Here is a 24,660-nt window from a genome sequence, read left to right as displayed (position 1 = left end):
AGACTTCGGTTACTGAGCGTTTGTTGTATAATTTTTGATCGCCAGTTTGCCTTTGTGATACAGGTCGCCTTCTACCACGTAAGCATGGTGAAACAGGTGAGGAGTGTCTGTAGTAGGGCAGATAGCAATCGCTTTCTCAGAGAGTTTCTGGTGAGTTCTTCTCTTATCTCTTCTGGTCTTCGAAATCTTGCGTTTAGGATGTGCCATTTTTAGTTATAAATTTACTTGCTGTTATGTAATACTTTATTATTCTACTGCTTGTTAGTTCAGGTTTTTCAAGGCATCCCAACGCGGGTCAACGTCATCATCGTCATCTCCATCGTTGTCATTCCCTTCACTGTCGCTTGCCTTGCGCGAAGAGTAGATCAGGATATCCCTTTCGTCGTCTTCATCCAGCTCTTCCACAAAACGTGGGTGGAGCTTCTTCATTGGCAGCGATAAACCAATGTAATCATACAGGTGCTGTGCTACGCTGAGCGTCTGCGTCTCTGGCGTGATCTGCCACAAGTCCTCATCCAGCTCGGCATTTTCCTCTCCATACTTGATCAGCAGTGTCTCTTCGATGTCCACCGGCTGGTCAAACTCCTCCAGACTGCGGTCGCAGGTGAGGCGTACGTGCCCTTTAATGTCAAAATGCAGCGTCAGCAGCGACTCGGTTTTATCGAGCTCTACTTTCGCCAGTAGCTTTCCCCCCAGTATGATCTCCTGCTCAAACAAAGCAAAGAATGAATCGTCCATCTCAAACTCGTAATCATGCTTTCTGTTACTGAGTTTGGCTATGCCGATTTCGTAGTCTCTAAGCTTTTTCACTACCGTGTTTTTATTGCAAGACGCAAAATTAGAACAATATTTTGACAAATAAAATAGCAGCCCGATTTATAAAACAGGCTTTTGCTCTGTCTGGCGCTTTTTTATGATGTCGCAGGCAAGGAACAGCGCTTCTCTGAAAGAGGTTTCATCAGCTGTATTTTTTCCGGCGATGTCGTAGGCCGTGCCGTGGTCCGGGGAAGTGCGCACGATCGGCAGGCCGGCCGTGTAGTTCACACCGGTTTCCATGGCCAGTGTTTTGAAAGGTATGAGCCCCTGGTCGTGGTACATGCTCAGCACGGCGTCGAACTGCTTGTACATGCGCATACCAAAGAAGCCGTCGGCAGGGTAGGGGCCGAATACTAGCTGACCTTTGTCCTTCAGGTGCATCACAGCCGGACGGATGATTTCCAGCTCTTCGGTTCCCAGCAGCCCTTTCTCACCAGCATGGGGATTCAATCCGAGCACGGCGATCCGTGGCTTCAGTATACCGAAATCTTTGCGCAGCGACTCCTGCAGGATCGTGATCTTGCGGATGATCAGGTCGAAATTGATTTTGCTGGCTACGTCTTTTACAGGTATATGGCCCGTTACGGTTGCCACACGCAGGTCGTCTGCCACGAGCAGCATCAGGCTGTCGGCGGCGTCGAAGTAAGAAGTCAGGAACTCGGTGTGGCCCGGGAATTTAAACTCTTCCGACTGGATGTTGTCTTTATCAATCGGGGCGGTTACCAGGCCATCCAGCAGACCGGCTTTCAGGTCGCGGGAGGCGGCCAGCAGCGAGTCAAGCGAGGCCTTGCCGGATTCCGGCTTGGGTGTGCCTGGCTCTACGGCGATGTCCTCTTCCCAGCAATTGATCAGGTTGATCTTTTTCGATATAAGCTCCTGCGCAGAATCCACCTGCTGATAGTGGAAGTGCTCGGCGCTCAGGGCTTTGCGTACCTGGTTGATGACAGCGGCAGATCCGTAAATAACCGGCGTGCAGAAATTGAGGATGCGCTGGTCTGAAAGGGTTTTGACAATGATCTCCGGGCCGATACCGTTCGTGTCGCCGATGCTGATGCCTATTTTTGCTTTGTGTCTGTTGTCCATTTGTTGCTTAGTTAGCCAGAGAGCTAAGGTAGTTGTAAACCAGGCGCACGCCCGATCCGGTAGCCAGTTTGCCACGGTAAGAGTCTTCGCCCAGCAGGTAAGCCGTGCCAGCGATGTCAAAGTGCACCCACGGGTAGTCGGTGAAATACTCCAGGAAAACACCCGCCGAAATAGCGCCTGCCTCGGCACCACCCAGGTTCTTGATGTCGGCTATGTCCGACTCGATGTGCTTCTTATACTCATCCCACAGCGGAAACTCCACAATACGTTCGTGCTCGGCTTCCCCTGCTTTTTTCAGGGCAGTCATCACCTCGTCCCCGGCATTGCTCATGGCTACCAGGCCTTCTTTGCCGATGGCGCGGGCCGCGGCTCCGGTCAGGGTGGCCATGTCGATCACCAGCTCCGGCTTGTACTTCTGGGCAAAACTCAGGGCGTCGGCCAAGATCAGGCGGCCTTCGGCGTCGGTGTTGAGTACCTCCACCGTCATGCCGTTGTGCATGGTGAGCACGTCGCCCGGCGCATAGGCTTTGCCGCCCGGACGGTTGTCGGTGGCAGGTATAAGCGCGATGACGTGCAGCTGCACATTGTTTTTTGCCAGCGCATATAGCACACCGGTTACGGCAGCGGCACCAGCCATGTCGGACTTCATGTAGTCCATAGACTGTGGCGTTGGCTTCAGGCTGAGGCCGCCGGTGTCGTATACCACGCCTTTGCCCACCAGCACGTAAGGTTTGCTATTAGTGGCACCTTCCGGTTTCCACTCTAATATATTAAAGGTAGGTGGCTCTTCGCTGCCCTGGTTCACGGCCAGCAGACCACCCATCTTCAGAGACTGTAACTGCAGTTCGTCGAACACCTGCGTGGTAAATCCTGCCTGTTCGCCCAGCGCTACCAGTTCCTCGCTGAACTGGGTGGCTGATTGATGGCTGTTGGGCTCGTTCACCAGGTCACGCGTGATGGTCACGGCGTCGAGCACGTTTTGCAGCTCCATCACATCAAACTCCGACAGGTTTTCGTCTGTCAGCACGATGGTCTGTAGAGGGTTTGGCTTGCTGTTCTTGGTCCTATACTTCTGAAACTGGTAGTTGCTCAGGTATAGGCCCTCGGCCAGGTAGGGGCTGGCGTCGGTTTTGGTGAGATCCTGAATGGCAAGCTCTTCCACCTTGTCGGCCTTAAGTTGCTTGAGCAGGGTATAGCCCGCCTGGCGCAGCGCCTCTCGGGTGGCGTTCTGAGTTTTGCCTTCTGGGTATACCACCACGTATACCCGTTGGGTATAGCGGTTCAGGGAGACGATCTTCGCCTCCGCCTCCAACTGACGTTTCAGGTAGGCGGCTTCGTCTGAGCTGAGCTCTGGGAGCGAATCTGTCTGGTCAGCCCGCACAATCAGGGCTACGTCTGTATTTTTACCTACCGATGTATTGTATTTGAGTTGTGTTGGCATTTGTCATTCGTATCTTTGGAGCTGCAATATAGTAAGTATATAGTGTAATGCGAAAGGCCGCACACAGGTATAGCCGGCAGTGGTGTCGCATAGTAATAGGGTATAACGGGTTTTCGGTGAAATTGTCTTAAGCAGCCGGGAACATAACACATAGCACGTGAGCAAAGTAAGTCCGAAGAAGCACCTGGGCCAGCACTTTCTGGTCGACCAGAACATCGCCCGCAAAATAGTGGAGCAACTGACGCTGCCCGGCGGGGTGACGGATGTGCTGGAGATCGGCCCGGGTATGGGCGTGCTCACGCAGTACATGCTCGAGCATAAGGAGTACACCACAACAGTGCTGGACATCGACCGTGAGTCGATTGCCTATTTGCAGCAGCATTTTCCGCAGCTGGGTGACCGCATCATCTCGGCTGATTTTCTGAAGACCGACCTGAGCAAGCTGTTTCCGGGCAAGTTCTCCATCATCGGCAATTTTCCTTACAACATCTCCAGCCAGATATTTTTTAAAGTGCTCGAGCACCGCGACGTGGTGCCGGAGGTGGTCTGTATGATCCAGAAAGAGGTGGCCGAGCGGCTGGCCTCGCCTCCGGGTTCCAAAGCCTATGGTATTCTGAGCGTGCTCCTGCAGGCCTTTTATACCATTGAATATAAGTTCACAGTGCACGAAAACGTGTTTCACCCGCCACCCAAAGTGAAGTCGGGCGTCATCAGTGTGGTGCGCAACAACCGGGAGAGCCTGCCCTGCAGCGAGAAGCTCTTTTTCTCTGTCGTGAAGAACAGTTTTGGAACAAGGCGCAAAACGCTGCGTAACTGCCTCAAGACTTTCAACCTCCCGCCGGAAGTTACAACGCAGCCTGTCTTCGACCAACGGGCAGAGCAGTTGTCAGTAGAGGATTTTATAGCATTGACCCAGCTCGTAGAGCAGAACATATAATACCATGCAGGTAGAGATCACACGCGAATACATAGAACAGGTTGAAGAGGCAATAGCACGCGACGACAAGGGTTTCCTGCTGGAGACCATGACCGACATGTATCCGGCCGACATCACGACGGTGCTGTACGAGCTCGATACCAACGAGTCGAAGTACGTGCTGGACCTGCTGCCTCCCGAAACCGGTTCGCAGATTCTCAGTGATCTTGACTACGACATCCGCACCGACTTCTTAGCCTATTTCACCAGCCAGGAGATAGCGCGCTACGTCAACCTGATGGACTCGGATGACGCCGTGGACATTCTGAACGAGATGAATGTGCAGCGGCGCGAGGAGGTGATCGCCCTGATCGAGAACGAGGAGAAGGCCGATGACATTCTGGACCTGCTGCACTACGAAGAGGACTGCGCCGGCGGTCTGATGGCGAAAGAGTTGATCAAGGTGAATATCAACTGGCGTGTGCGGCAATGCATCGAGGAAATTCGCAGGCAGGCCGAGGACGTGGAGCGGATCTATACCGTGTACGTGGTGGATAACCGCGACATTTTGCTTGGTCGACTCGGTATTAAAACACTTCTGCTCTCCAAAGACGATAAGCTGGTAAAAGACATTTACAACGAAGACGTGATCTCGATCGAGTCATTCCGCGACGAAAACGAGGTGGTGAGCGTGATGCAGAAGTACGACCTCGAGGCTATACCTGTGGTTAACATACAGGGCAAACTGCTTGGCCGCATCACCATTGACGACGTGATTGACGTAATGCAGGAGCAGGCCGAACTCAGCCGTCAGCTCATGACGGGTATCTCGGAGAATGTAGAGGAAGACGACAGCGTGTTCCGTATTTCGCGCTCCCGTATACCCTGGCTTGTGATCGGGATGGTGGGAGGCTTGCTGGCCGCGCATTTCATGGGGTTTTTTGAGGCCGACATTGCCATGCTGCCAGCGCTTGCACTGTTTGTACCGCTGATCACGGCGACGGGCGGTAACGTAGGTATACAGTCTTCGTCCATCATCATCCAAACGCTCTCATCCAACGCGGTGATCTTCGAGAACTTTACACAGCGCCTTTTAAAGCTGATCATGGTGGCGTTTATGAATGCACTCATCATCTCGGCGCTTGTTTTTGGTTTTACCTATCTGTTCCGGCAGGATCTCAAACTCTCGACGGTTGTTTCTGTAGCGCTGTTTTCCGTCGTGATGCTGGCCTCGCTGATGGGAACACTGACGCCTATGCTGCTCGACAAACTGGGCGTGAACCCTGCCGTTGCGGCCGGCCCGTTTATCACGACGGCGAACGACTTGTTGGGACTGGCCATATACTTTGGTGTAGCGCACATGCTGTATGATTTGTAAGCCCATGGCCAAACCACGCATCCTCATCATTGACGAAGTACACCCCAGCCTGTTTCCAATGCTGGAAGGTATAGGTATAGCCTACGACTACCGCCCGGACATCAAGCCGATCGAGGTGTGCGAGGCACTGGTGGGTTTTGAGGGCATGATCGTGCGGAGCAAAATGCGCATTACGGCCGATACTATCAAAATGGCTGATACACTCAGGTTTGTGGGAAGAGCTGGAGCGGGACTGGACAACATCGATGCGGAGGCGCTGCAGGAGCGAGGTATAGCGCTGTTTGGGGCCAACGAAGGAAACCGGCAGGCAGTTGGCGAGCATGCCCTGGGGATGCTGTTCAGTCTGATGCGCAACATCTCGCGCGGCGACCGGCAGGTGCGCGACAAGGTATGGCTGCGCGAAGAGAACAGGGGAGAAGAGATCAGCGGCAAAACAGTCGGCATCATCGGCTACGGCAACATGGGGCAAAGCTTTGCCCGCGTGCTGCGTGGCTTCGGCTGCCGCATCCTGGCCTACGACCGGTTCGCCCCTGAAAAGATCTCAGCGCCGGCAGAGGCTGTATCGCTGGAGGAGTTGCAGGCAGAAGCGGATATTGTGAGCCTGCATATACCTTATATACCTGAGAACCGGACTTTTGCGGACGAGGCCTTTTTTCAGGGCTTTCAAAAGCAGATCTGGTTCATGAACACTTCCCGTGGCGAGGTGGTGGACCAATCGGCACTCGTTCAGCACCTGCAGACCGGCAAGCTGAAAGGGGCTGCCCTCGATGTGCTCGAAAACGAGAAGCTACACAGCCTGACGGAGGCGCAAAGCCGCAACTTCGATTACCTTAAGTCCGCTGGACATGTGGTGCTTACGCCCCATATCGCGGGCTGGACGCATGAATCCTATGTGCAGATAAACGAGGTGCTGGTACAGAAAATACAAGCCTTGCAGGAGGCCGGGAAGCTTTCTTAAGAATCCTGTTCGGGGTCCCGTCCTACGCTGCTGCATTTACGTATAGAAGTGATACAGGCGCCCGAAACAAGTGTTTTTGGTGCCGATAAATAAGTATCGCCGAAAAATTTTGTATTAAAATAAATTTGTATATTTGCTCAACTCAGTGCCATCGGGGAATGCCCGTGCGCATGTGGCTTACCCAGAAGCCCCCGCTTGTTTTGATGCAGGCAGGCTGAAGAAGAGAAAATAAATCAATTACATATCAGGCAAAAAGAACGGTTATGTTTCACATAGCCGTTCTTTTTGTTTTTGTGTTTTAAAACGTGAAGACAGTATTATGAGCAACATTTCTTATTACACCGCTGAAGGTTTACAAAAGCTAAAGGAAGAGCTACACGAGCTGAAGACAAAGGGTCGCTCGGAGGTTGCCCGTCAATTGGCAGAGGCACGCGACAAAGGCGACCTGAGCGAGAACGCTGAGTATGACGCCGCCAAGGACGCACAGGGACACCTGGAACTGAAAATTTCCAAGCTGGAAGAAGTAGTAGGCAACGCCCGTCTGATAGACGAGTCGAACCTGGATACGAGCAAGGCGCTGATCCTCTCCAAGGTGAAGATCAAGAACCTGAAAAACAACATGGTGATGAACTATACCCTGGTGGCAGAAGAAGAGGCTGACCTGACCTCCGGCAAAATCTCTGTGAAGTCTCCGATCGGAAAGGGCCTGTTGGGCAAGTCGGTTGGCGAAAAGGCTGAGATCACCGTGCCGGCCGGAAAGATCGAGTTCGAAATTCTGGAAATCAGTCGCTAAGCTTATGGAGCCGTCTATCTTCACTAAAATTGTAAAAGGCGAGATTCCCGCTTACAAAATAGCCGAGGATGATCGCTACCTGGCCTTTCTGGACGTGTTTCCGACCACCAAAGGCCATACCTTGGTTATACCTAAGCAGCAGATCGATTACTTGTTTGACCTGGACGATGCGCTATACCTGGGCCTGATGGCTTTCGCTAAGAAAGTGGCGGCTGCTGTAGAGAAAGCCGTCCCCTGCAAGCGCATTGGGGTAGCGGTGGTAGGCCTGGAAGTGCCCCATGCGCACGTACACCTGATCCCGCTCAACAAAATGGCCGACATGAACTTTGCCAACAAGCAGCAGTTCAGCAAAGAGGAATTTGAGGAAGTGGCGGAGAAGATCCGCAAGGCATATGAAGCTTCATAAGGTATAGCTATACCTGAGGCTCAATAAAAAGGGGCGCATCTCAATGATGCGCCCCTTTCTGTTTTTAGTTCTTTTGTAAGATCGAAGGCTTAAATTCCAGTTGCGTGGTGTCTTTTGGCTGCACTTGCTGCGGTGGCTGATTCTGTTGTTGCTTCAGTTCCTTGGCCTTTTCCCGGGCCTCTCTTTTGAAAAACCCTCTCAGCAGGAAGTTATTTTGCAAAGCCTCCATGTTCTGGTCCAGCTTTTCAGTGCCGGTCTCCAGGTTCTGCATGGTGCTCTGCAACTGACGGGCAAATTTCTGGTCATTGAGAAGCACACCCACGGCACTGTTGCTGTTGTTAAGCTGAGTGGTAGCCGTACGCAGGTTCTCTGTTATTTCAGTTGTCGAAGCCGTAGCTTCTTCTAACTGTGTCATCGAGTTTTTCAGCTGCTGGAATACTTCTTTGTCAGTTACCAGTTGGTTTGCCAGGCCGTCCGGTGAGTTGAGTTTTTTAGTGAAGGCGGACAGGGAGCGCGAGGCGTTGACGGTGCTTTCGGACGTGCGCTGCAGGTTGGCTACCACACCACGGAAGTTCTGGGCCATGGTCGTGTCGGTCAGCAGGGCGCCTACGGTTCCCTCGCCTTTCACCAGGCGGGAGGTCAGCTGCTTAAAATCACCGGTGATCGCGACCAGGTTCTCGTTGTTCTGCTGCAGCTTTTCCATCAGGTCATCGGTGTTGAGCGGGCTTATGGCTGTTATCCGGTCGCCGTCCTCAATAGGTGCGGCAGCCTGGGTGCCTCCGTCAATTACGATGTTCTTGTTGCCGATGAAGCTCTCGGAACTGATGCGGGCCGATGCGTTTTTGCGGATGAACTGCTGTACCTTCTCCTCAATGTTCATGACCACCTCTACCTGCGAGTCACCATACAGGTTGATGGACTTGATGGTGCCGATCTTCACGCCCGAAAACCAAACATTGTTACCGGTTCGCAATCCGGCTACGTCATCAAAAATGGCGGTAAGCGTTACCGTGTTGATCAGGCGCTTTTGCTGACCGGCCAGCATAAAAATACCAGCCACCAGGATCACGATCGCCAGGAAAGTGAAGATACCAACTATAACAGTGCGTTTATTATCTGCAGAACTCATCTAGTCTATAAAGTTGTAGTTATAAAAAGATTGTACGCGCTCGTCATTACTTTCGAACACTTCATCAAAGGTGCCTTCGCGCTGGAACTGTCCGTCGAGCAGCATCACTATTCTGTCTCCTACGGCGCGGGCGCAGGTTAGGTCGTGGGTAATGATGATGGAGGAGGTGTTGAATTTCTCCTGTACTTCATTGATCAGGCTGTTGATCTCGATGCACGTAATGGGGTCGAGGCCGGCCGTGGGCTCGTCATAGAGCATGATATCCGGTTTCAGGATCAGGGTGCGGGCAATACCGATTCGCTTGCGCTGGCCACCAGACAGTTCGGAAGGCATCTGGTTGATGGCCTGCAAAAGCCCCACGGCCTCCAGCACATACTGGATCGTGTCTTCCCGTTCAGCTACGGTCATGTGCTTTGCGTGCCGCTCCAGCGGAAACTCGAGGTTCTCGCGCACGGTCATACTGTCGTACAAGGCGCTGTTCTGAAACGAGAACCCGATCTTAAGCCGAAGCGCATCCATTTCCCGTGGCTTGAGACCGCCTACATCTTGGCCCAATACGTTAACCGTCCCTTCGTCTGCCTGCAGCAAACCGGATATGATTTTGATCAACACGGACTTGCCCGTACCGGAGCGGCCGAGCACCACCAGGTTTTCTCCTTTAAATAGATCAAGGTCTACACCTCTGAGTACCTCAAAATCGTCGAATGCTTTTCTGAGGCCCCGGATAGTAATCACTTTCTCGCTCCTATCGATGTTAGGGTTTATTCTTTTTGCCTCCATTAAAAAGCTCTGATTGTGTTGATAACCTGCATGATGAGCAGCTCTTCAATAAAGATAAGGAACATGGCCGTTACCACCGACGAGTTGGCCGCCTTGCCCACACCCTCTGTGCCTTTAGAGGAATTATAGCCTTTGTAGCATCCCACCATGCCAATCGTGAAGCCAAAGATCACAGACTTGACCGAAGAGGCGATGATGTCCAGGAACGTGATGGCATCAAAAACCTGGTAGAAGAAGACACTCAGGGAGGTGAGTTCGTTCTGGTGCACGTTCAGGTAGCCGCCCAGCAGCGACACAAGCGTGGTAAACATCGTCAAGGCCGGGATCATCAGGGTAGAGGCCAGCACCCGGGTGACCACCAGAAATTTAAACGGGTTGGTGGCCGACACCTCCATGGCGTCGATCTGCTCCGTCACGCGCATGGAGCCCAACTCGGCACCGATGGCGGAACCTACCCGGCCAGCTGCAATAAGGGCTGTCACCAGCGGACCAATGGCCCGGATGATGGCCACGGAAATAAGGGCAGGCAGGAGCGAAGTGGCACCAAAATCGGCCAGGGAAGGGCGCGACTGGTTCGTGAACACGATACCGATGATAAAGCCTGTGAGCGAGATCAGCGGCAAAGAGCGCACACCGATTTCGTAGCACTGCCTGATGACCTCCCTGAGCTCGTAAGGCGGAAACCACACCTCCTTGAAAAACCGCGCGTTGAAACGGTACACATTTGCCAACTCAACAAATATTCTGTCGAGTCTGCGTGTCGTTACATACCTGCGCCGGGCTGGAGAAGCTCCCGGTTTATTTTTGTCTAAATCCATTTATGCTGTTTAGGATTCACCTATACAATGCCATTGACGAAGCAGCGGCAAAAATAACTCAAATTTAAGAATAAGCCTGACGCTAATTCAAACCGCACCAGTAAAAACATGTTTAAACTTTGTCTTTTGGCAAAACCTATACCTTGCTACAGGTTGATTTTAGTAGGGTTTCGGAAGGAAATCAGGCAAACTTATAAGCCTTACGAAAGATAGATGCGATTTTTTACAAAACTGCGAAATATTTTCAAAAGCTTATACTTATTGGAGGTTGTTGAATTGTTAATTGATTGTTGTTGATTGTGAGGTAGACGATTATTCTGGCGGTTTCCTTTGATGAGGATTGGAAGGTTGTTGAAAGGTTAAATTGTTGATGGTTGAATTGTTGGGTTCACGATTAACCTGCCCCTGCCTCCAATGCCGTCAACGTAAGCCATGATTAACGCCAGCTGTCATCTCGACGATAGGAGAGATCTGGATCCTTTCAAAATTCGCACACTACTTCAGATTTCTCCCAAAACGAGGTCCCCCACCCTTGGGTCGAAATGACAGAAAGGCCTATAGTTGACGGGATTTCTGTGAACGATTTAGCAGGTGTACTACTGCGTAACTTGAACAGGTATAGCAGCGCAGGATACGGACAGGTATACGGGTGCATAATTGCCGGTGCTCGATTGGACAGGTCGCGACCTGTCCCTACAGACGATTACATTTTCTAAAAGACTTTTATATCAGGCTCTTAAAAGGCCCTTCGGGATTTATCAATCCCGAATCAAACTGTCGGGGATTTCCTAATCCCCATATGAATGCTTTGCAGGTATAGGGGACACGGATGTCCCCAGCAGAAATTCTTTCGAACATAGATATCCGAAAGAGAAAGGACTGCTGATTCTTTATTGTTGGAAAGCGAAATTGTTAAATGATCGTTGCAAGATCCAAACGGGACGCGGCCTGCCCTTTCAACAATTTAACCATTCAGCCATTTAACAATTAAACCCCTACAGCTTTCTCTCGGGGTTGTCGGTCAGGAAGGCTTTCCAAGAGTTGGCGCCTTTTTTGGCGTTGTTGCCTTTCTGGTAGTGGTGGCAGAGGGCCACGGACAGGGCGTCGGTGGCGTCGAACATTTTTGGGTCGGGCTGTATTTTGAGGATCTGCACCAGCATGCTGGCCACCTGTTCTTTGGAGGCGTTGCCGTTCCCGGTGACGGACTGCTTTACTTTTTTAGGGGCGTACTCCACATAAGGGATGTCGCGGGAAAGGGCGGCGGCGATGGCAACTCCCTGTGCGCGACCCAGTTTGAGCATACTCTGCACGTTCACGCCAAAGAAAGGCGACTCGATGGCCAGCTCGTCGGGCAGGTATTCGTCGATGAGCTGTATCATGCGGTCAAAAATTTTCTTTAACTTGATGGCGTGGTTGCTGTAGCTTTTGAGGTGAATAACGCCGTACTGCACTACCTTTACCTTCGATCCGGTTACTTCAATCAGGCCATAGCCCATGACTTGCGTGCCGGGGTCGATGCCAAGAATTAATTTGTTGGGTGGGAGCGCAGGAGAGTAAACCATAAGAGCCGCAATTTAAGACAATATCTTGAACATTACCCGCAACAGAAGGTTCCTTTTAGTTTCCGGCAAAGTTGTCGTGGTGCTGCTCACCTTCTATTTTCTGTACCTGGCCATTTTTACGGCCCCCGACACGCTGCTCTCCTGGCAAGCTATCCTGCAATCGGCCCGCCAAAGCAATTATACTTTTCTACTGATCCTGAGTGCGCTGCTTATACCTGTTAACTGGGGACTGGAAGCCTGGAAATGGAAAATCCTGGGGCAGAAGCTGGAGCCCATCTCATACCTGCGGGCGTTTCGTGCGGTCATGGTCGGGCTCACGCTCGGCTTCATCACCCCCAACCGCCTCGGTGACTACGCCGGCCGGGTGCTGGAGCTCAAAAGCAAAGAACGATTGGAAGGTATAGGCGCGGTCTTCATCGGCAGGTTTTGTCAGCTGGTGGCCACGGTGCTGGTCGGTACGCTGGGGCTGGTCTACTTTGCGCTTTTGCTTTACTGGCGGGAGTATCCGGGCGTGTGCCTGAGCATTTTCTTTCTGCTTCTCGTGCTCAATGCGACCATGCTTTTGCTGCTCTTTAATGCCCGCGCCATGGTGGCCCTGGTGGCGGCCGTGGGGCCGTTGCGCAAGCTGGCAAAATACCTGGCCGTGATGGGACGCTATACCTACGGGGAGATGAACCGGGTACTGTTGCTCTCGCTCTTGCGCTACTTTGTGTTTCTGCTACAGTTTGTGCTCCTGCTCGTTTTGTTTGAGGTCCGGCTGCGTCCGGTAGAATACATCAGCGGTGTGTCGACTGCGTTCTTTCTGAAATCGGTGGTGCCCTCGGTGTCACTGCTGTCTGATCTGGGCATGCGGGAGCTGTCGGCCATGTACGTGTTTGGGTTGCTGGGGCAGGAGCGACTCCAGGTGCTGAGTGCCAGCCTGAGTCTGTGGTTGCTCAACATTGTGGTGCCAAGCGCGGTCGGTCTGTTCTTCGTGTTGCGCCTGAAGCTGGGCAGGAGAGGAGGGAGCGCCTGATGTTCATGGTGCTACTTCTGCTGTCGCTGCTCGCCTATGGCTGGGTCATCCTGCGCTGTTTGTTTGCCTGGAAGCGCCTCCCTATACCTGCTATACCTGCCGGGTTTATACCTGCCACCCACATCACCGTCATCATTCCCGTCCGGAACGAGGTAGCGCATATCATAGCTTTGCTGCAGGATCTGGAAAAGCAAAACTATCCTGCGAACTTTGAGGTGCTGGTCGTAGACGACCATTCTGATGACGGCACCGATCAACTTATTCTGAACTTTATACCTGATACACGGCTTCGACTGCGACTGATCCGGCTGGCTGATCATACAACTGCAACCGGCAAGAAAGCCGCCATTAAACAAGGTATAGCAGAGGCGAGTGGTGAGCTGTTGGCTTTTACCGACGGCGACTGTCGGGTGCAACCCGACTGGCTGCAATACTTCGCCTATACCTTTCAATCGCAGCAGGCTGTCTTTATCTCGGGCCCTGTCTGTTTTCACCATACCCATACCTTGCTGGAGCGCATGCAACTGGTTGAGTTTGCTTCGCTGATCGGAGTGGGCGGCGCCTCCATCGGTTTGCGGCAACCGAACATGTGCAACGGTGCCAACCTGGCGTATACCCGCACTGTGTTTGAGGCGGTTGGCGGCTTTGCCGGAAACGAAGGGATAGCCAGCGGCGACGACGAGTTTTTGCTGCACAAAGTAAATCAGCTATACCCGGAGCGTATCGCTTTTCTAAAACATCCGGGCGCCATTGTGTATACCAAGGCGCGCAAAACGGTGCGCAGTTTTATTGCGCAGCGGGTGCGTTGGGCCAGCAAGTGGCGGAGCTATCAAAGCGTGCCTGTTAAACTGGTGGCATTAAGTGTTTTTGCCGTAAACCTGCTGCTTTTTCTGGCTATACCTGCCGTGCTGCTGAAATGGGTTTCGCCTGAGGTCTTTCTGGCGGCCTATGCGGCTAAGTTCCTGATCGATTTCCTGTTCCTCGACCTCGTGCTGATTTTCATGCGAAGGCACAATTATCTGATTTTTATGCTTCCGCTGCAGCTAGTTTACATTCCTTACGTACTATATACCGCTATCAGCGGTCTCTCGGGCCGCTATACCTGGAAAGGCCGAACCATCCGTAATCATGACTGAGAACCAATTTGCCATCATGGACGAACTCTACTTCGTGACGTCCTACTCTGACCTGAAAAGCACCAGCGCCCTGACTGACGAAGAACTCTGCACCGCCCTGCGCGACCTGATCGCCAAGGGGTATATCCGGATCCTATACCCTGACCCGGATACAGAGCACGAGTATGACGAAACTGCCTTTGGGAAGCAGTGCCAGCACTACTTTTACCTGGCTACCAAAGCCGGGCTCGTGGTCCATAACTCCATCTGACGGTTGTTTAAGGAAATACGCAAAACAATTATCCGGGCTACGTAGTTGCTAGAGAAAGCATGCGTCGAATACGTATAATTTCAAAGGATTTGGAGGGTTGGCAAGGAATGCGGTTGATTTTTTGTAAATTTACGCGGTCTATACCTGCGTGTCAGGTATAGCTGGTGGGAGGGTCCCCATGTGCGGGCTTTTAGCCAACCTAAACTATGAAACCGAATGCCTGATATAGTCGCTCCGAACATACAGCAAGAGTTAAACCTCAAAAAGCTGGAATTATCGGCCTTGTTGGAAATCACGCAGGCGATTAACGACAACCTGCCCGAAGAGGCGCTCTACAAAATATACCGCTTCACACTGCTCGCCCAGTTGCAGATCAACCGGCTGGCCCTGTTTGTGCACGACGAGAAGTGGGACTGCAAAGTAAGCTACGGCACCGATCTGGAACCAGCCAAGCAACACCTCCCCGAGGCCATACTCGAACTCAAGGAAATCACCCGCATCTCCAAGCTGAGCGTGGACAAAAAGTGGCGTAATTTCGAGATCGTGATCCCGATCCTGCACAACGGCAAAGTGCTCGCTTTTGTGATGATCGGCAAAAACCTGCCTTACTACAGCAATATCGAGGCGCTCAACTTTGTGCAGACGGTGAGTAATATCATGCTTGTGGCCATCGAAAACCACCGCATGGCCCGTCAGCGACTGGCACAGGAATCCATCCGCAAGGAGATTGAGATTGCCCGCGAGGTGCAGTCCATGCTGTTCCCTAAAAGCCTGCCCAATGACAAGGACGTGGCCATCCATGCCAGCTACATTCCGCACTCGTCCATCGGCGGCGACTACTACGATTTCATCGAGATCGACAAAGACCAGTTCCTTTTCTGCGTGGCCGATGTATCAGGTAAGGGCGTGCCGGCCTCGCTGCTGATGTCGAACTTCCAGGCCGGCTTGCGCACCATTCTGCGGCAGACCGCCGATTTGAACACTGTGGTGTCGGAGCTCAATCACCTCATCTACCGCAACGCGATCGCCGAGAAATTCATCACGACCTTTGTCGCGATTTTTAACCGCAGCACGCGCGAACTGAGTTACGTGAATGCCGGTCATGATGCCCCGATCCTACTTTACGAGAACAACACCTACGACCTGCTCAACGACGGCTGCACCATGCTGGGCGTGTTCGATGTGCTCCCTTTCATGAATGTGGGCAGGATCCATGTGCCGCACGACGCCGTGCTGCTCTGCTATACCGACGGCCTGACCGAGGTGTTTGATGAAGACGAGTCAGAGTTCGGCATCGAGGGCACGATCGACTTTTTGAAGAAGAACCGCTTCCTGAGTTCCAAGATGCTGCACCTGCAACTGCTCAATGCCATCAACCTCTACAACGAAGAGTCCACTTTCAGCGACGATATCACACTGCTTTCTTGCAGGTTTAAGTAGAGTTGTTGGTTGAATTGTTAAATTGCTGAGAGTTAATTGTTGATTGGTTAAATTGCTGATGGTTGATTCTCAAATGAATTGATATTGTGTTGATTATTCAGCAAAAATTAGCGAAAACTTTTCCCTTCCTTTCTGAATTGCTCACTAATGCACGACGTGACGGGAATGACCATTTAACAATCTAACAATTTAACAATAAAAGTGCTCCGCCTCTACAAGACACCCGCTTTGCTTCGCAGACTTTTGCCTGGCTATACCTGGTTGCGGGAAGTGCAGGAGAAAGTGCTATACCTGACCTTCGACGACGGGCCCATACCGGAGGCAACCCCTTGGGTGCTGGAGCAACTGGCACTGCACGGTGCCAAAGCGACTTTTTTTGCAGTAGGCGATAATTTGGTGAAGCACAGAGGTATAGCGGAACAGATTCTTATCCAGGGCCACCGGCTGGCAAACCACACGCACAACCATGTGCGCGGCTGGGAAACTTCGCTGGAGCACTACCTCGAAAACGTGCAGCAATGTCAGATGGAACTCGACCAGCTTGTCCCTGATGCTGCGCAGCCTAAACTTTTCCGACCCCCTTACGGGCGCATTACCATGAAACAGGCAGCGGCCCTGCGACCGGACTATGAACTGGTGATGTGGGACGTGCTCACCAACGACTACGACCCTTCGCTCAGCCCCGAAAAGTGTCTGCGGGAAGCCATCCGTTGCACCCAAAGCGGCAGCATCATCTTATTCCACGACAGCCTGAAGGCCCGGAGAAATATGCAGTATGCGCTGCCCCGTTTTTTAGAACACTTCACCGCACAGGGCTATACCTTCCAGACCCTATGATGGTTTCTGTCGCCTACTTCGTCCTGTATTTTATTGTATTTGCGGCGCTCCTGTTGCTGCTGCTCTTCAACCGCAGGCGCTATTCGGCTAGAGTTACCTACTTTCCCCATATCAGCATTCTGATCGCGGCCCGAAATGAGGAACACAATATTCTGGCTTGTCTGCAGGCCATTGCCGTGCTCGATTACCCTACGGAGAAAATTGAAGTACTGATCGGTGATGATGCCTCCACAGACCGCACCCGCGTCCTGGTAGAAGCATTCATTCAAAACAAACCTGGATATACCTGTGTGCCCATTGCCGGCACAGTGGGGATGGCGAAAGGCAAAGCCAACGTGCTGGCACAACTGGCCCGGAAAGCAAGTTCAAATATCTTCCTCTTTACCGATGCTGACATAAAAGTGCCGCCTACATGGGTAAAGGCCATGCTGGCGGGTCTGGATGATAAGGTGGGCGTGGTGACGGGACTTACAACGGTAACGGGCAATCGCCTCTTCGACAAAATGCAGCGCATGGACTGGCTGTTTTCGATCGGGCTGATGCAGGTATTCAGTGACCTGAACATGCCCGTTACGACGATGGGCAACAACATGCTGCTCACCCGAAAGGCTTATGAAGAAGTGGGCGGTTTCGAAAACATCCCTTTCTCGATCACAGAAGACATTGCCATTTTCAACCAGATACTGAAGCAGGGCTACGGCTTTCGTAATCTATATGACAGCAAGGTGCTTGCCTGGTCAGCGCCTGCCCCGGGTTACGGTGCGCTGCTGGAACAACGCAAGCGCTGGATGCGGGGCTCGGTGTTCATGCCCAGGTATATGTTTGCGTTGTTTGTGCTGCACTCGGCCTATTATCCGGTGCTAATCCCTTTCTTTGTCAAAGCCTCATTAGGTATAGCGCTTGGCATAGCGGCCGTTAAGCTGTTGCTCCAGAGCGTGTTCATGCACATCTGCCTGAAACGACTCCACCGAGGCGCTTCCTGGTGGCAGTACATTGCCTTTGAGCTATACCTGCTGGTAACCACTTTTGTCCTGATTCTCTACTTCTTCCTGCCAACCAAAGTAAACTGGAAGGGGAGAAAGTATTAAGGAATTAGAAAGCTAGGAAGGTAAGAAGTTTGAGAGTTAGAAAGTTTAGGAGTTTGAGAGTTTAGGGTTCCGGTTCACAGGTTTTTGGTTTCGTAGGGACAGGTCGCGACCTGTCCGAATCGTGCACCGGCAATCATGCATAATCAACCAGCAACCATCAACAATTTAACAATTCAGCTATCAGTAAAGTCTTGCTACGTGCTACGTGCGTCGTGCTACGAGGAAAGTGCTACGCAAGAACATTTGCAGCCTTTGCCTTTAGTTCGGACCTTTGCACGGAGATACCTGATCCAAAACGATGCACATGACTTTAATTGATTCGCACGCACATATCTATTCAGAGAAGTTTCAGCAGGACCGTGACGAAGCGGTGGCAAGAGCGCTCGAAGCGGGCGTAGAGAAGTTCTACATGCCCAACATCGACCATACCTCCATCGACGTGATGCTCGAAACAGAAGAGAAGCACCCAGCCCAATGCATCGCCATGATGGGCCTACACCCAACTTCTGTGAACAAGGATTTTGAGCAGGAGCTATACCTGGTTGAGGAGTGGCTGGGCAAGCGAAAGTTTGCGGCAGTGGGCGAGTGCGGCATCGACCTGTATTGGGACAAGACTTTTCTGCCACAGCAGCAAGAGGCCCTGAAAGTGCAGATTGAGCTGGCCAAGAAGCACCAACTGCCCATTATACTCCATACCCGCGACTCCTTCGACGAAACGTACGAGATCATTACCGCTGCACAGGATGGGAGTTTGAAAGGTATATTCCATTGCTTTTCAGGCACAGTGGGGCAGGCTGCCAAGGTGAAGGAGCTCGGCTTTCTGATGGGTATAGGTGGCGTGGCCACTTTCAAGAACGGCGGTCTGGACATGGTGTTGCCCCATGTTAATCTGGAGGATCTGGTACTGGAAACGGACTGCCCCTACCTGGCACCCGTGCCGCACCGGGGCAAGCGCAACGAACCCGTATACCTACCCCTGGTAGCGCAGCGCGTGGGCGAACTGATGCAAAAGCCGGTGGAAGAAGTGGCCGCTGCCACAACCCGTAATGCCCTCAATCTCTTCAAACTCTAAGCGATGAACGTAGTCAAAACCAACATCGACACCGCCGCACCTGCGCACTCAGACGCCTCCATCCTGATCATTTACACCGGAGGCACGGTAGGTATGGTGTATGATGAAAAACATAGCCTGGTGCCTTTCAACTTCAGCCAGATACTGGAGAAGGTGCCCGAACTGAGCAATTTTAAATATTTGCTGACGGTGCTAAGCATCGAGCCGGCCATCGATTCCTCTAATGTTGCGCCTGGTGACTGGCTGATGCTGGCCAATCTGATCCGCGATAACTATGCAGATTACGATGGCTTTGTCGTGCTGCACGGCACCGATACCATGGCCTACAGCGCCTCTGCCCTCAGCTACCTGCTCGAGAACCTGGATAAGCCGGTAATCTTCACAGGCGCGCAGGTGCCGATCGGTCGTACCCGCACCGATGCCCGCGCCAACCTGATCTCGGCCTTGCAGATTGCGGCTACCAAGATCAATGGCAAGAGCGTGGTGCCGGAAGTTTGTGTCTATTTCCATACCCTCCTGATCCGGGGGAACCGGGCCAAGAAGGTGGAAAGCCGCCACTTCAACGCCTTTAAGTCAGAGAACTATCCGCTACTGGCAAAAGCAGGCATCAGCATCGACTTCTATGAAAATGCCATGTTGCCGCACCCGGGAAAGCCACTGCATGTGCACCAGCACCTGGATGACAATGTAGCCATACTGAAGCTGTTTCCGGGTATAACGCCGCAGGTGATGCGCGGTGTGCTGGAGGCGCCGGGACTGCGCGGAGTAGTGCTCGAAACATTTGGCGCCGGCAATGCCCCCACAGCAGGGTGGCTGCTCGAGATGCTGGAAGATGCCCTGTCGAGAGGTATTTATATCCTGAATGTGTCGCAGTGTGACGAGGGCAGGGTGGACCAGGGCCGGTATGAAACCAGCAAGTTTCTGCTCAACATGGGCGTGATCGGGGGCGACGACATCACAACGGAGGCGGCCATCACAAAATTAATGTTTGTGCTGGGGCTCGACCTGCCGGCCACGCAAACCCGTGAGCTGCTTGTCAGTAACCTGCGCGGCGAGATCACCATTTAGTCCGGCGTGATTATTTATCAGGTATAGGAAGGTAAAAATTTGCGATAGTGTAAGTTATTGGCGTATATTTGCACTCATAATAGAGAGCTGTCCGAGTGGTCGAAGGAGCACGCCTGGAAAGTGTGTATACCCCAAAAGGGTATCAAGGGTTCGAATCCCTTGCTCTCTGCGTAATACCTTATCAAGTAGCATAAAAAGCCCTTAAATCAGCGATTTAGGGGCTTTTTTGTTTTCAGCCCCACCTGAATTTTACGATTTCACTCCTTTCTGAGGCAGCAAATTCGGGTACCCGAAGCCGATCCTTTTCCGGGTACCCGAATTCAGGCTTAACTGGCTGGTCTTAAGCAAGATGTACAGTATTTTTACATCTTGTGCAGCCTTCAATTGATCGTTAAATTCAAGCATAAAAGAAGGAGTTGTATGGACACCAAGATCAGTATCCTGTTCTACGGCAGGAAGGCCCCAGGCACGGCTACCGGTTTCGGAGGCGAAGAGGATCTGCACCTCGTACTGTTTCTCTATCTCGCTTAGCTTTTGTTTTATTAGTTGCTCCATGGCCTTTGTTGTTTATGTGCCAAAGGTAGAGGGGCACTGCGCAGTGTTTCTAAGCAGGAGAAGTTTTATCCAGCATCAGGGAAAAGCCGTCTCATGTCCGTGTGATCTGCAGGCAGATACTACTGGAAAACCTGATTTTTTTGTTTGTAAACAGCCTACTGCCCTCGTCCAGAACTACTCCCAGACATGTTGAGATGTAGCGTTGTCCCTGTAAGACAGAACAATACCGGTGTTGGGTTTCCGCTAGCGCTATAACACCTGATGAACGGCTTTTAGATATGCGAATACTTAAGGCCTGGAGATATTTGTATCCTCTTCATAACTGCCATGCTGCTGGTAGATTCAGAAGCCGGCCATTTACCGGCCCTCTTGAAGTTGCCTCTGACCAGCTGGCGATTTTAAAAAGGATTTGAAGGTGGAAAATTTCATAGCACTTAACAACTGTACATTCGTGATCAATGGGCTTTTCATTTATAGCAATGCCGACAAACTAACACTTTTTGATCCTGTCTTGGCTATTGAAGGCTGATGGAAAGATCTTAATACAAACTTTAAAGCAACGGCCGAAGTTGGATAAGCAGTGATAATTCAGTTTAGAGATTTATCATGATGCCTCATTAGCAGAGGAAGTAAAACTATCTGTGGGAATTGCTCAGATTCACTGGATGGCACACGGGGCTTGTAAAAAAAGCCGTGGAAATCAATAAGTTTCTGCCATGAAAGAAAATAAAAAAGACACAGTAGTGATAACAGGAGCATCCGCAGGTTTGGGGCGAGCCGTCGCAGTTAAATTTGCCAGCCATGGTGCCCGGGTGGCCCAAATTGCCCGTGGCCAGGAACGGTTGGAGGATGCGAAAAGAGAAATAGAAGGAAAGGTGGCGAAGCCCTTATTTTCCCGGCAGAAGTAGCCGATGCAAATGCCCTGGACAACATCGCCACTCAGGTAGAGGAGAGGGCTGATTGATGTTTGGGTGAACAATGCGATTGTGGGCGTACTGAGCCCAGTGAAGGAGATGACGTCCGAAGAGTACAAGCGGGTGACGGAAGTGACTTACTTAGGGCAGGTCTACGGCATGCTGGCGGCACTGAGGCGCATGCTACCGCGGGACAAAGGGAGCATTGTGTTGATAGGATCTGCGCTCGCTTACAGGGGCATACCCTGGCAGTTTGCCTACTGCGGAGCAAAATATACTACAATGGGTTTCTATGATTCTTTGCGTGCAGAACTGATTTACGACCAAATTAAGGTAACAGTAACTACTGTTCAGCTACCAGCTATGAATACACCACAGTTTGAGTGGATGCGCCACAAACTACCAGACAGGCCCCGCCCTACGGGCAAGATTTACCAGCCTGAAGTAGCCGCTAAAAGAATTTACTACGCTGCTTATAATCGTGCCAGAGAATATAAAGTAGGTTGTACTACTTCACAGGCAATTATTGGAAATAAGCTTTTCCCCCGGCTAGGTGATATCTTATTAGCAAAGGAAGGATACAAAGGTCAGCAAACTGATGAGCCTGCAGGAAAGGATTGGTTAGATAATCTTTTTAAACCCGCTCCGGGACTCTTTAAAGCACATGGTAGGTTCGACAACAAAGCACATGATACAAGCAGGATAGCATGGCTGGGTCGACACCCCTTAGTTAGTACAGTAGCTGGCGTATTGGTATGCTTTGCGACCATCAGGTTGTTGAGGCGTTGATAATCACAAAGAATTTACCAGATCTTTACAAACAAGAACAGCGACATAGCCTTTACTGGCCACGTGCAATCCTCTTGCTCCCTTATCATGGTACCGGGAAATGTCAACCATAAAAAAAACCCAGCACGCCGCCATATAGGAGATGAGCCACCAGCGTGACAAGCGGAGTGCCTCGTCCATAGTTCAGCGCCATAAATCCGGGGGGCTCCAGCTGTCTGGTAGGAGTAGGGCCCTGAAAAGGATTAGCGACTCTAGGGTGTAATGTGGTTAGCAACTGCAGCCCCACCGTGAGCACGAAGGCGCCATGCACAAAGCCAATTGCCATCCCAAACCACCAGGTATACCAGCCGGTACTTTCGAAGGCGGCCGCATAGATTGAGGCAAAAAGCCACCCTATTACCAGGTGCACAGCAAAACCAAGGAGGGGAGCCTTGTTACGGTCAGGAGTAAACATGGTGCCCAGCAGGAAGGGCAGGTCCATGCGCGTAAAGCCCAGTGGTCTGGAAGCGGCCATCAATGCCGTCAACATAAGTGTGGCAGCAAATCCCCAAAGTATAAGATTACTTATATTCATACCGCTGTGCTTTTTGCTGGTATACTTCATTGATGGAGAGCGCCGCATTTATCAGTCCGATGTGCGTGAATCCCTGCGGGTAATTTCCAAGCAACCGGCCGTTATGCGGATCAAGTTCTTCTGATAGAAGACCCGCAGGGCTGGCATGTTCCAGCATGGTATCAAACAATTTAATGGCTTTGTCCAGTTCTCCCGCTTTTGCCAGCACTTCGGCAAGCCAGAAATTACAAATTCCGAAGGTGCCTTCCTCTCCTCGCAAACCGTCCGGTACGTTGCGGTAGCGGTAGAGGAGGTTGTTGGTTAGCAGCTCGCGGCAAATGGTTTGCGTCGTCGAGTGCATTCTCGGCGAAGTCGGTTCACAGTAGCCCACCAGTGGCAGGGTCAGCAGGCTGGCATCCACGCTGCTCCCGTTGAACTCATACGTATAGGACTCTATCTCCTGATTGTAGCCATGCTGCTCCACGGTATCCCTAATCCGGCCTGCCTCCCGGCTGAACTTCTGCACAGGAGCATCCTCCCAATTATATTTTCGGGAAAGTTTTACCAGGCGGTCAAGGCCTACCCAGGCCATCACCTTGGAGTGCGTATGATGTGCAGGGGCACCGCGTATTTCCCAAATGCCATTATCCGGATGGTTCCAGCTACGGCAAATGATATTACCCAGGCCCAGAAGAAATTTCCTGGTGTCATCGTCGAATCTTTTCACAAGGGGTGCATAGGCGTAAACGGCATCCAGCACTTCGCCATAAACATCGAGTTGAAACTGCCCGTCTGCCCCGTTGCCAACCCTGACAGGTTTGGAATTCTGATAACCTGAGAGCCAGTCCAGGGTCTTCTCCTTCAGGGAAGCATGCCCGAAGACAGTGTATACTACCTGCAGCGCAGGCCTTGTAAGCCGGGTAGCGTGCAGGATCCAGTTCATATACGCATGGGCTTCTTCGGTATAACCTAGCCTCACAAGCACCCTGGTCGTAAAAGAAGCGTCCCGGAGCCAGCAGTATCGGTAGTCCCAATTCCGTTCACCGCCTGGTTTTTCCGGCAGGGATGTGGTAGGGGCGGCAATGATAGCACCGGAGGGAGCGTGGGTTAACAGTTTGAGGGTAAGCACACTTCGCTTTACCTCTTCGTGGTAGCGCCCTTTATAGGTACACAGACTACTCCAGTTTTGCCAGAAACGAATCGTTTGCTGCATTCTTTTTACCCCGGTCTTCTTTAGCTCCGGCAGTACGGCAGGGCTCTGACTGTTATAAGTCAACGAAAAGACGACCCTTTCGCCGGGATATAGAGTAAAGGTAGCGGTAGCTATACTGTTTGTGCTTCTATCAATTTTGATTTGTTCGGGATCGAGCGTGCTGAGCAGAGTATAGATGTTTTCTTTCCAGGCAAAATGGATACCCAGCTTTTTCCGGTCGTAGAGGCAGGGAGTGTTCTTGCCATAGTAGGTTCTAGGAGCATACTCCAGCTTAAATTTTAGACTTCCGGACGTAGGCTCTACAATGCGCAGCAGTTCATGGTCGGGAAACAGGCTGAGCTTTTTGTTTTCTTCGGTCTGGGCCGTGAAGGCATCTGTCAGCCGTGCCCTGCCATCTGCAGTTTCGAATAGGGTTTCCACTACGTTGGTGTCTGGAATATAGCGCTGCTCCGAGCTAAACTTCCCGACGGGGCTAATGGAAAAATGTCCGCCACGCTCCTGATCCAAAAGAGCGGCAAAAAGGCTAGGGGAATCAAATTCAGGAAGGCAGCACCAGTCTACAGCGCCAGACTTACTGACCAGGGCGGCAGCACGCGCGTTTCCAATCAAGGCGTAGTCTGACAGTCTGAAGGCCATGGTTTATGAATTGC

The 24,660-nt window shown here is 51.8% G+C and carries 24 protein-coding genes, 1 tRNA gene and 1 pseudogene; 15 read left to right on the top strand and 11 right to left on the bottom strand.

The window, feature by feature from the left end; genetic code table 11:
- Nucleotides 1–9: 9 nt before the first annotated feature.
- From rpmF to Q4E40_RS00290, 4 genes are all read right to left on the bottom strand, one after another.
- On the bottom strand, nt 10–207 hold the full coding sequence (rpmF, locus tag Q4E40_RS00305; protein ID WP_007658910.1) for a 50S ribosomal protein L32: 198 nt from the start codon (nt 205–207) through the stop codon (nt 10–12).
- A gap of 54 nt (nt 208–261) precedes the next feature.
- Complete coding sequence (locus Q4E40_RS00300) at nt 262–810, bottom strand: YceD family protein (RefSeq protein WP_303409393.1); 549 nt, start codon at nt 808–810, stop codon at nt 262–264.
- A gap of 66 nt (nt 811–876) precedes the next feature.
- Entirely contained in the window at nt 877–1,899 is a 1,023-nt protein-coding gene (gene pdxA, locus Q4E40_RS00295) for a 4-hydroxythreonine-4-phosphate dehydrogenase PdxA (RefSeq protein ID WP_303409392.1), read from the bottom strand.
- Nucleotides 1,900–1,906: 7 nt separating this feature from the next.
- On the bottom strand, nt 1,907–3,340 hold the full coding sequence (locus Q4E40_RS00290; protein ID WP_303409391.1) for a leucyl aminopeptidase family protein: 1,434 nt from the start codon (nt 3,338–3,340) through the stop codon (nt 1,907–1,909).
- Nucleotides 3,341–3,497: 157 nt separating this feature from the next.
- On the opposite strand from Q4E40_RS00290, the gene rsmA reads away from it, so the two are divergent.
- From rsmA to Q4E40_RS00265, 5 genes are all read left to right on the top strand, one after another.
- On the top strand, nt 3,498–4,277 hold the full coding sequence (rsmA, locus tag Q4E40_RS00285; RefSeq protein ID WP_303409390.1) for a 16S rRNA (adenine(1518)-N(6)/adenine(1519)-N(6))-dimethyltransferase RsmA: 780 nt from the start codon (nt 3,498–3,500) through the stop codon (nt 4,275–4,277).
- Between the two features lie 4 nt (nt 4,278–4,281).
- Nucleotides 4,282–5,634, top strand: a complete 1,353-nt coding sequence (gene mgtE / locus Q4E40_RS00280; RefSeq protein ID WP_303409389.1) for a magnesium transporter — start codon at nt 4,282–4,284, stop codon at nt 5,632–5,634.
- A gap of 4 nt (nt 5,635–5,638) precedes the next feature.
- Nucleotides 5,639–6,592: an NAD(P)-dependent oxidoreductase gene (locus tag Q4E40_RS00275; protein WP_303409388.1), complete on the top strand. Its 954-nt coding sequence runs from the start codon at nt 5,639–5,641 to the stop codon at nt 6,590–6,592.
- A gap of 319 nt (nt 6,593–6,911) precedes the next feature.
- Nucleotides 6,912–7,385 (top strand): transcription elongation factor GreA, encoded by a 474-nt coding sequence (gene greA, locus Q4E40_RS00270; protein ID WP_303409387.1) that lies wholly within the window; start codon nt 6,912–6,914, stop codon nt 7,383–7,385.
- A 4-nt stretch (nt 7,386–7,389) separates the two neighbouring features.
- Entirely contained in the window at nt 7,390–7,791 is a 402-nt protein-coding gene (locus Q4E40_RS00265; RefSeq protein ID WP_303409386.1) for an HIT family protein, read from the top strand.
- Between the two features lie 64 nt (nt 7,792–7,855).
- Here Q4E40_RS00265 and Q4E40_RS00260 read toward each other — a convergent pair whose 3' ends face one another.
- From Q4E40_RS00260 to ruvC, 4 genes are all read right to left on the bottom strand, one after another.
- Entirely contained in the window at nt 7,856–8,920 is a 1,065-nt protein-coding gene (locus Q4E40_RS00260) for an MlaD family protein (protein WP_303409385.1), read from the bottom strand.
- Nucleotides 8,921–9,700 (bottom strand): ABC transporter ATP-binding protein, encoded by a 780-nt coding sequence (locus tag Q4E40_RS00255; protein ID WP_303409384.1) that lies wholly within the window; start codon nt 9,698–9,700, stop codon nt 8,921–8,923.
- Nucleotides 9,700–10,518: an MlaE family ABC transporter permease gene (locus tag Q4E40_RS00250; protein ID WP_303409383.1), complete on the bottom strand. Its 819-nt coding sequence runs from the start codon at nt 10,516–10,518 to the stop codon at nt 9,700–9,702. Before Q4E40_RS00250 ends, Q4E40_RS00255 begins: the two co-directional genes overlap by 1 nt.
- Before the next feature lie 995 nt (nt 10,519–11,513).
- Nucleotides 11,514–12,080, bottom strand: a complete 567-nt coding sequence (ruvC, locus tag Q4E40_RS00245; protein ID WP_188499814.1) for a crossover junction endodeoxyribonuclease RuvC — start codon at nt 12,078–12,080, stop codon at nt 11,514–11,516.
- 25 nt (nt 12,081–12,105) lie between these two features.
- Here ruvC and Q4E40_RS00240 point away from each other — a divergent pair, with 25 nt between their 5' ends.
- From Q4E40_RS00240 to Q4E40_RS00200, 9 genes are all read left to right on the top strand, one after another.
- Nucleotides 12,106–13,095, top strand: coding sequence for a lysylphosphatidylglycerol synthase domain-containing protein (locus Q4E40_RS00240; protein ID WP_303409382.1), 990 nt, complete (start codon nt 12,106–12,108; stop codon nt 13,093–13,095).
- 5 nt (nt 13,096–13,100) lie between these two features.
- Nucleotides 13,101–14,231: a glycosyltransferase gene (locus Q4E40_RS00235; RefSeq protein WP_303409381.1), complete on the top strand. Its 1,131-nt coding sequence runs from the start codon at nt 13,101–13,103 to the stop codon at nt 14,229–14,231.
- Nucleotides 14,224–14,481: a hypothetical protein gene (locus Q4E40_RS00230; protein ID WP_303409380.1), complete on the top strand. Its 258-nt coding sequence runs from the start codon at nt 14,224–14,226 to the stop codon at nt 14,479–14,481. The genes Q4E40_RS00235 and Q4E40_RS00230 overlap by 8 nt, the downstream gene beginning before the upstream one ends.
- A 216-nt stretch (nt 14,482–14,697) precedes the next feature.
- Nucleotides 14,698–15,921: a GAF domain-containing SpoIIE family protein phosphatase gene (locus Q4E40_RS00225; protein ID WP_303409379.1), complete on the top strand. Its 1,224-nt coding sequence runs from the start codon at nt 14,698–14,700 to the stop codon at nt 15,919–15,921.
- Between the two features lie 201 nt (nt 15,922–16,122).
- Nucleotides 16,123–16,758 (top strand): polysaccharide deacetylase family protein, encoded by a 636-nt coding sequence (locus tag Q4E40_RS00220; protein ID WP_303409378.1) that lies wholly within the window; start codon nt 16,123–16,125, stop codon nt 16,756–16,758.
- The gene (locus tag Q4E40_RS00215; protein WP_303409377.1) at nt 16,755–17,846 is read left to right on the top strand and encodes a glycosyltransferase; all 1,092 of its coding nucleotides are present in this window, start codon (nt 16,755–16,757) and stop codon (nt 17,844–17,846) included. Before Q4E40_RS00220 ends, Q4E40_RS00215 begins: the two co-directional genes overlap by 4 nt.
- 304 nt (nt 17,847–18,150) lie before the next feature.
- Complete coding sequence (locus Q4E40_RS00210) at nt 18,151–18,918, top strand: TatD family hydrolase (protein WP_303409376.1); 768 nt, start codon at nt 18,151–18,153, stop codon at nt 18,916–18,918.
- 3 nt (nt 18,919–18,921) lie between these two features.
- The gene (locus tag Q4E40_RS00205; RefSeq protein WP_303409375.1) at nt 18,922–19,986 is read left to right on the top strand and encodes an asparaginase; all 1,065 of its coding nucleotides are present in this window, start codon (nt 18,922–18,924) and stop codon (nt 19,984–19,986) included.
- 81 nt (nt 19,987–20,067) lie between these two features.
- Nucleotides 20,068–20,155 (top strand) — tRNA-Ser (locus tag Q4E40_RS00200).
- Between the two features lie 80 nt (nt 20,156–20,235).
- On the opposite strand, the gene Q4E40_RS00195 is transcribed toward Q4E40_RS00200, so the two are convergent.
- Nucleotides 20,236–20,541, bottom strand: a complete 306-nt coding sequence (locus tag Q4E40_RS00195) for a DNA polymerase beta superfamily protein (RefSeq protein ID WP_303409374.1) — start codon at nt 20,539–20,541, stop codon at nt 20,236–20,238.
- Nucleotides 20,542–21,257: 716 nt separating this feature from the next.
- On the opposite strand from Q4E40_RS00195, the pseudogene Q4E40_RS00190 reads away from it, so the two are divergent.
- Nucleotides 21,258–22,244, top strand: a pseudogene (locus Q4E40_RS00190) (SDR family oxidoreductase).
- Nucleotides 22,245–22,347: 103 nt separating this feature from the next.
- Here the strand turns inward: Q4E40_RS00190 and Q4E40_RS00185 are convergent.
- Together Q4E40_RS00185 and Q4E40_RS00180 are read right to left on the bottom strand one after the other, a co-directional pair.
- Complete coding sequence (locus Q4E40_RS00185; RefSeq protein ID WP_303409373.1) at nt 22,348–22,818, bottom strand: hypothetical protein; 471 nt, start codon at nt 22,816–22,818, stop codon at nt 22,348–22,350.
- A complete protein-coding gene (locus tag Q4E40_RS00180) occupies nt 22,805–24,646 on the bottom strand; it encodes a glycoside hydrolase family 15 protein (protein ID WP_303409372.1) in 1,842 nt (613 codons plus the stop codon). The genes Q4E40_RS00185 and Q4E40_RS00180 overlap by 14 nt, the downstream gene beginning before the upstream one ends.
- Nucleotides 24,647–24,660 lie beyond the last annotated feature (14 nt).

It is taken from the genome of Pontibacter coccineus, assembly GCF_030546575.1.
GTDB lineage: Bacteria > Bacteroidota > Bacteroidia > Cytophagales > Hymenobacteraceae > Pontibacter > Pontibacter coccineus.
Note: the sequence above shows the minus strand (reverse complement) of the source record. Positions and strands in the feature narration are given on the sequence as shown.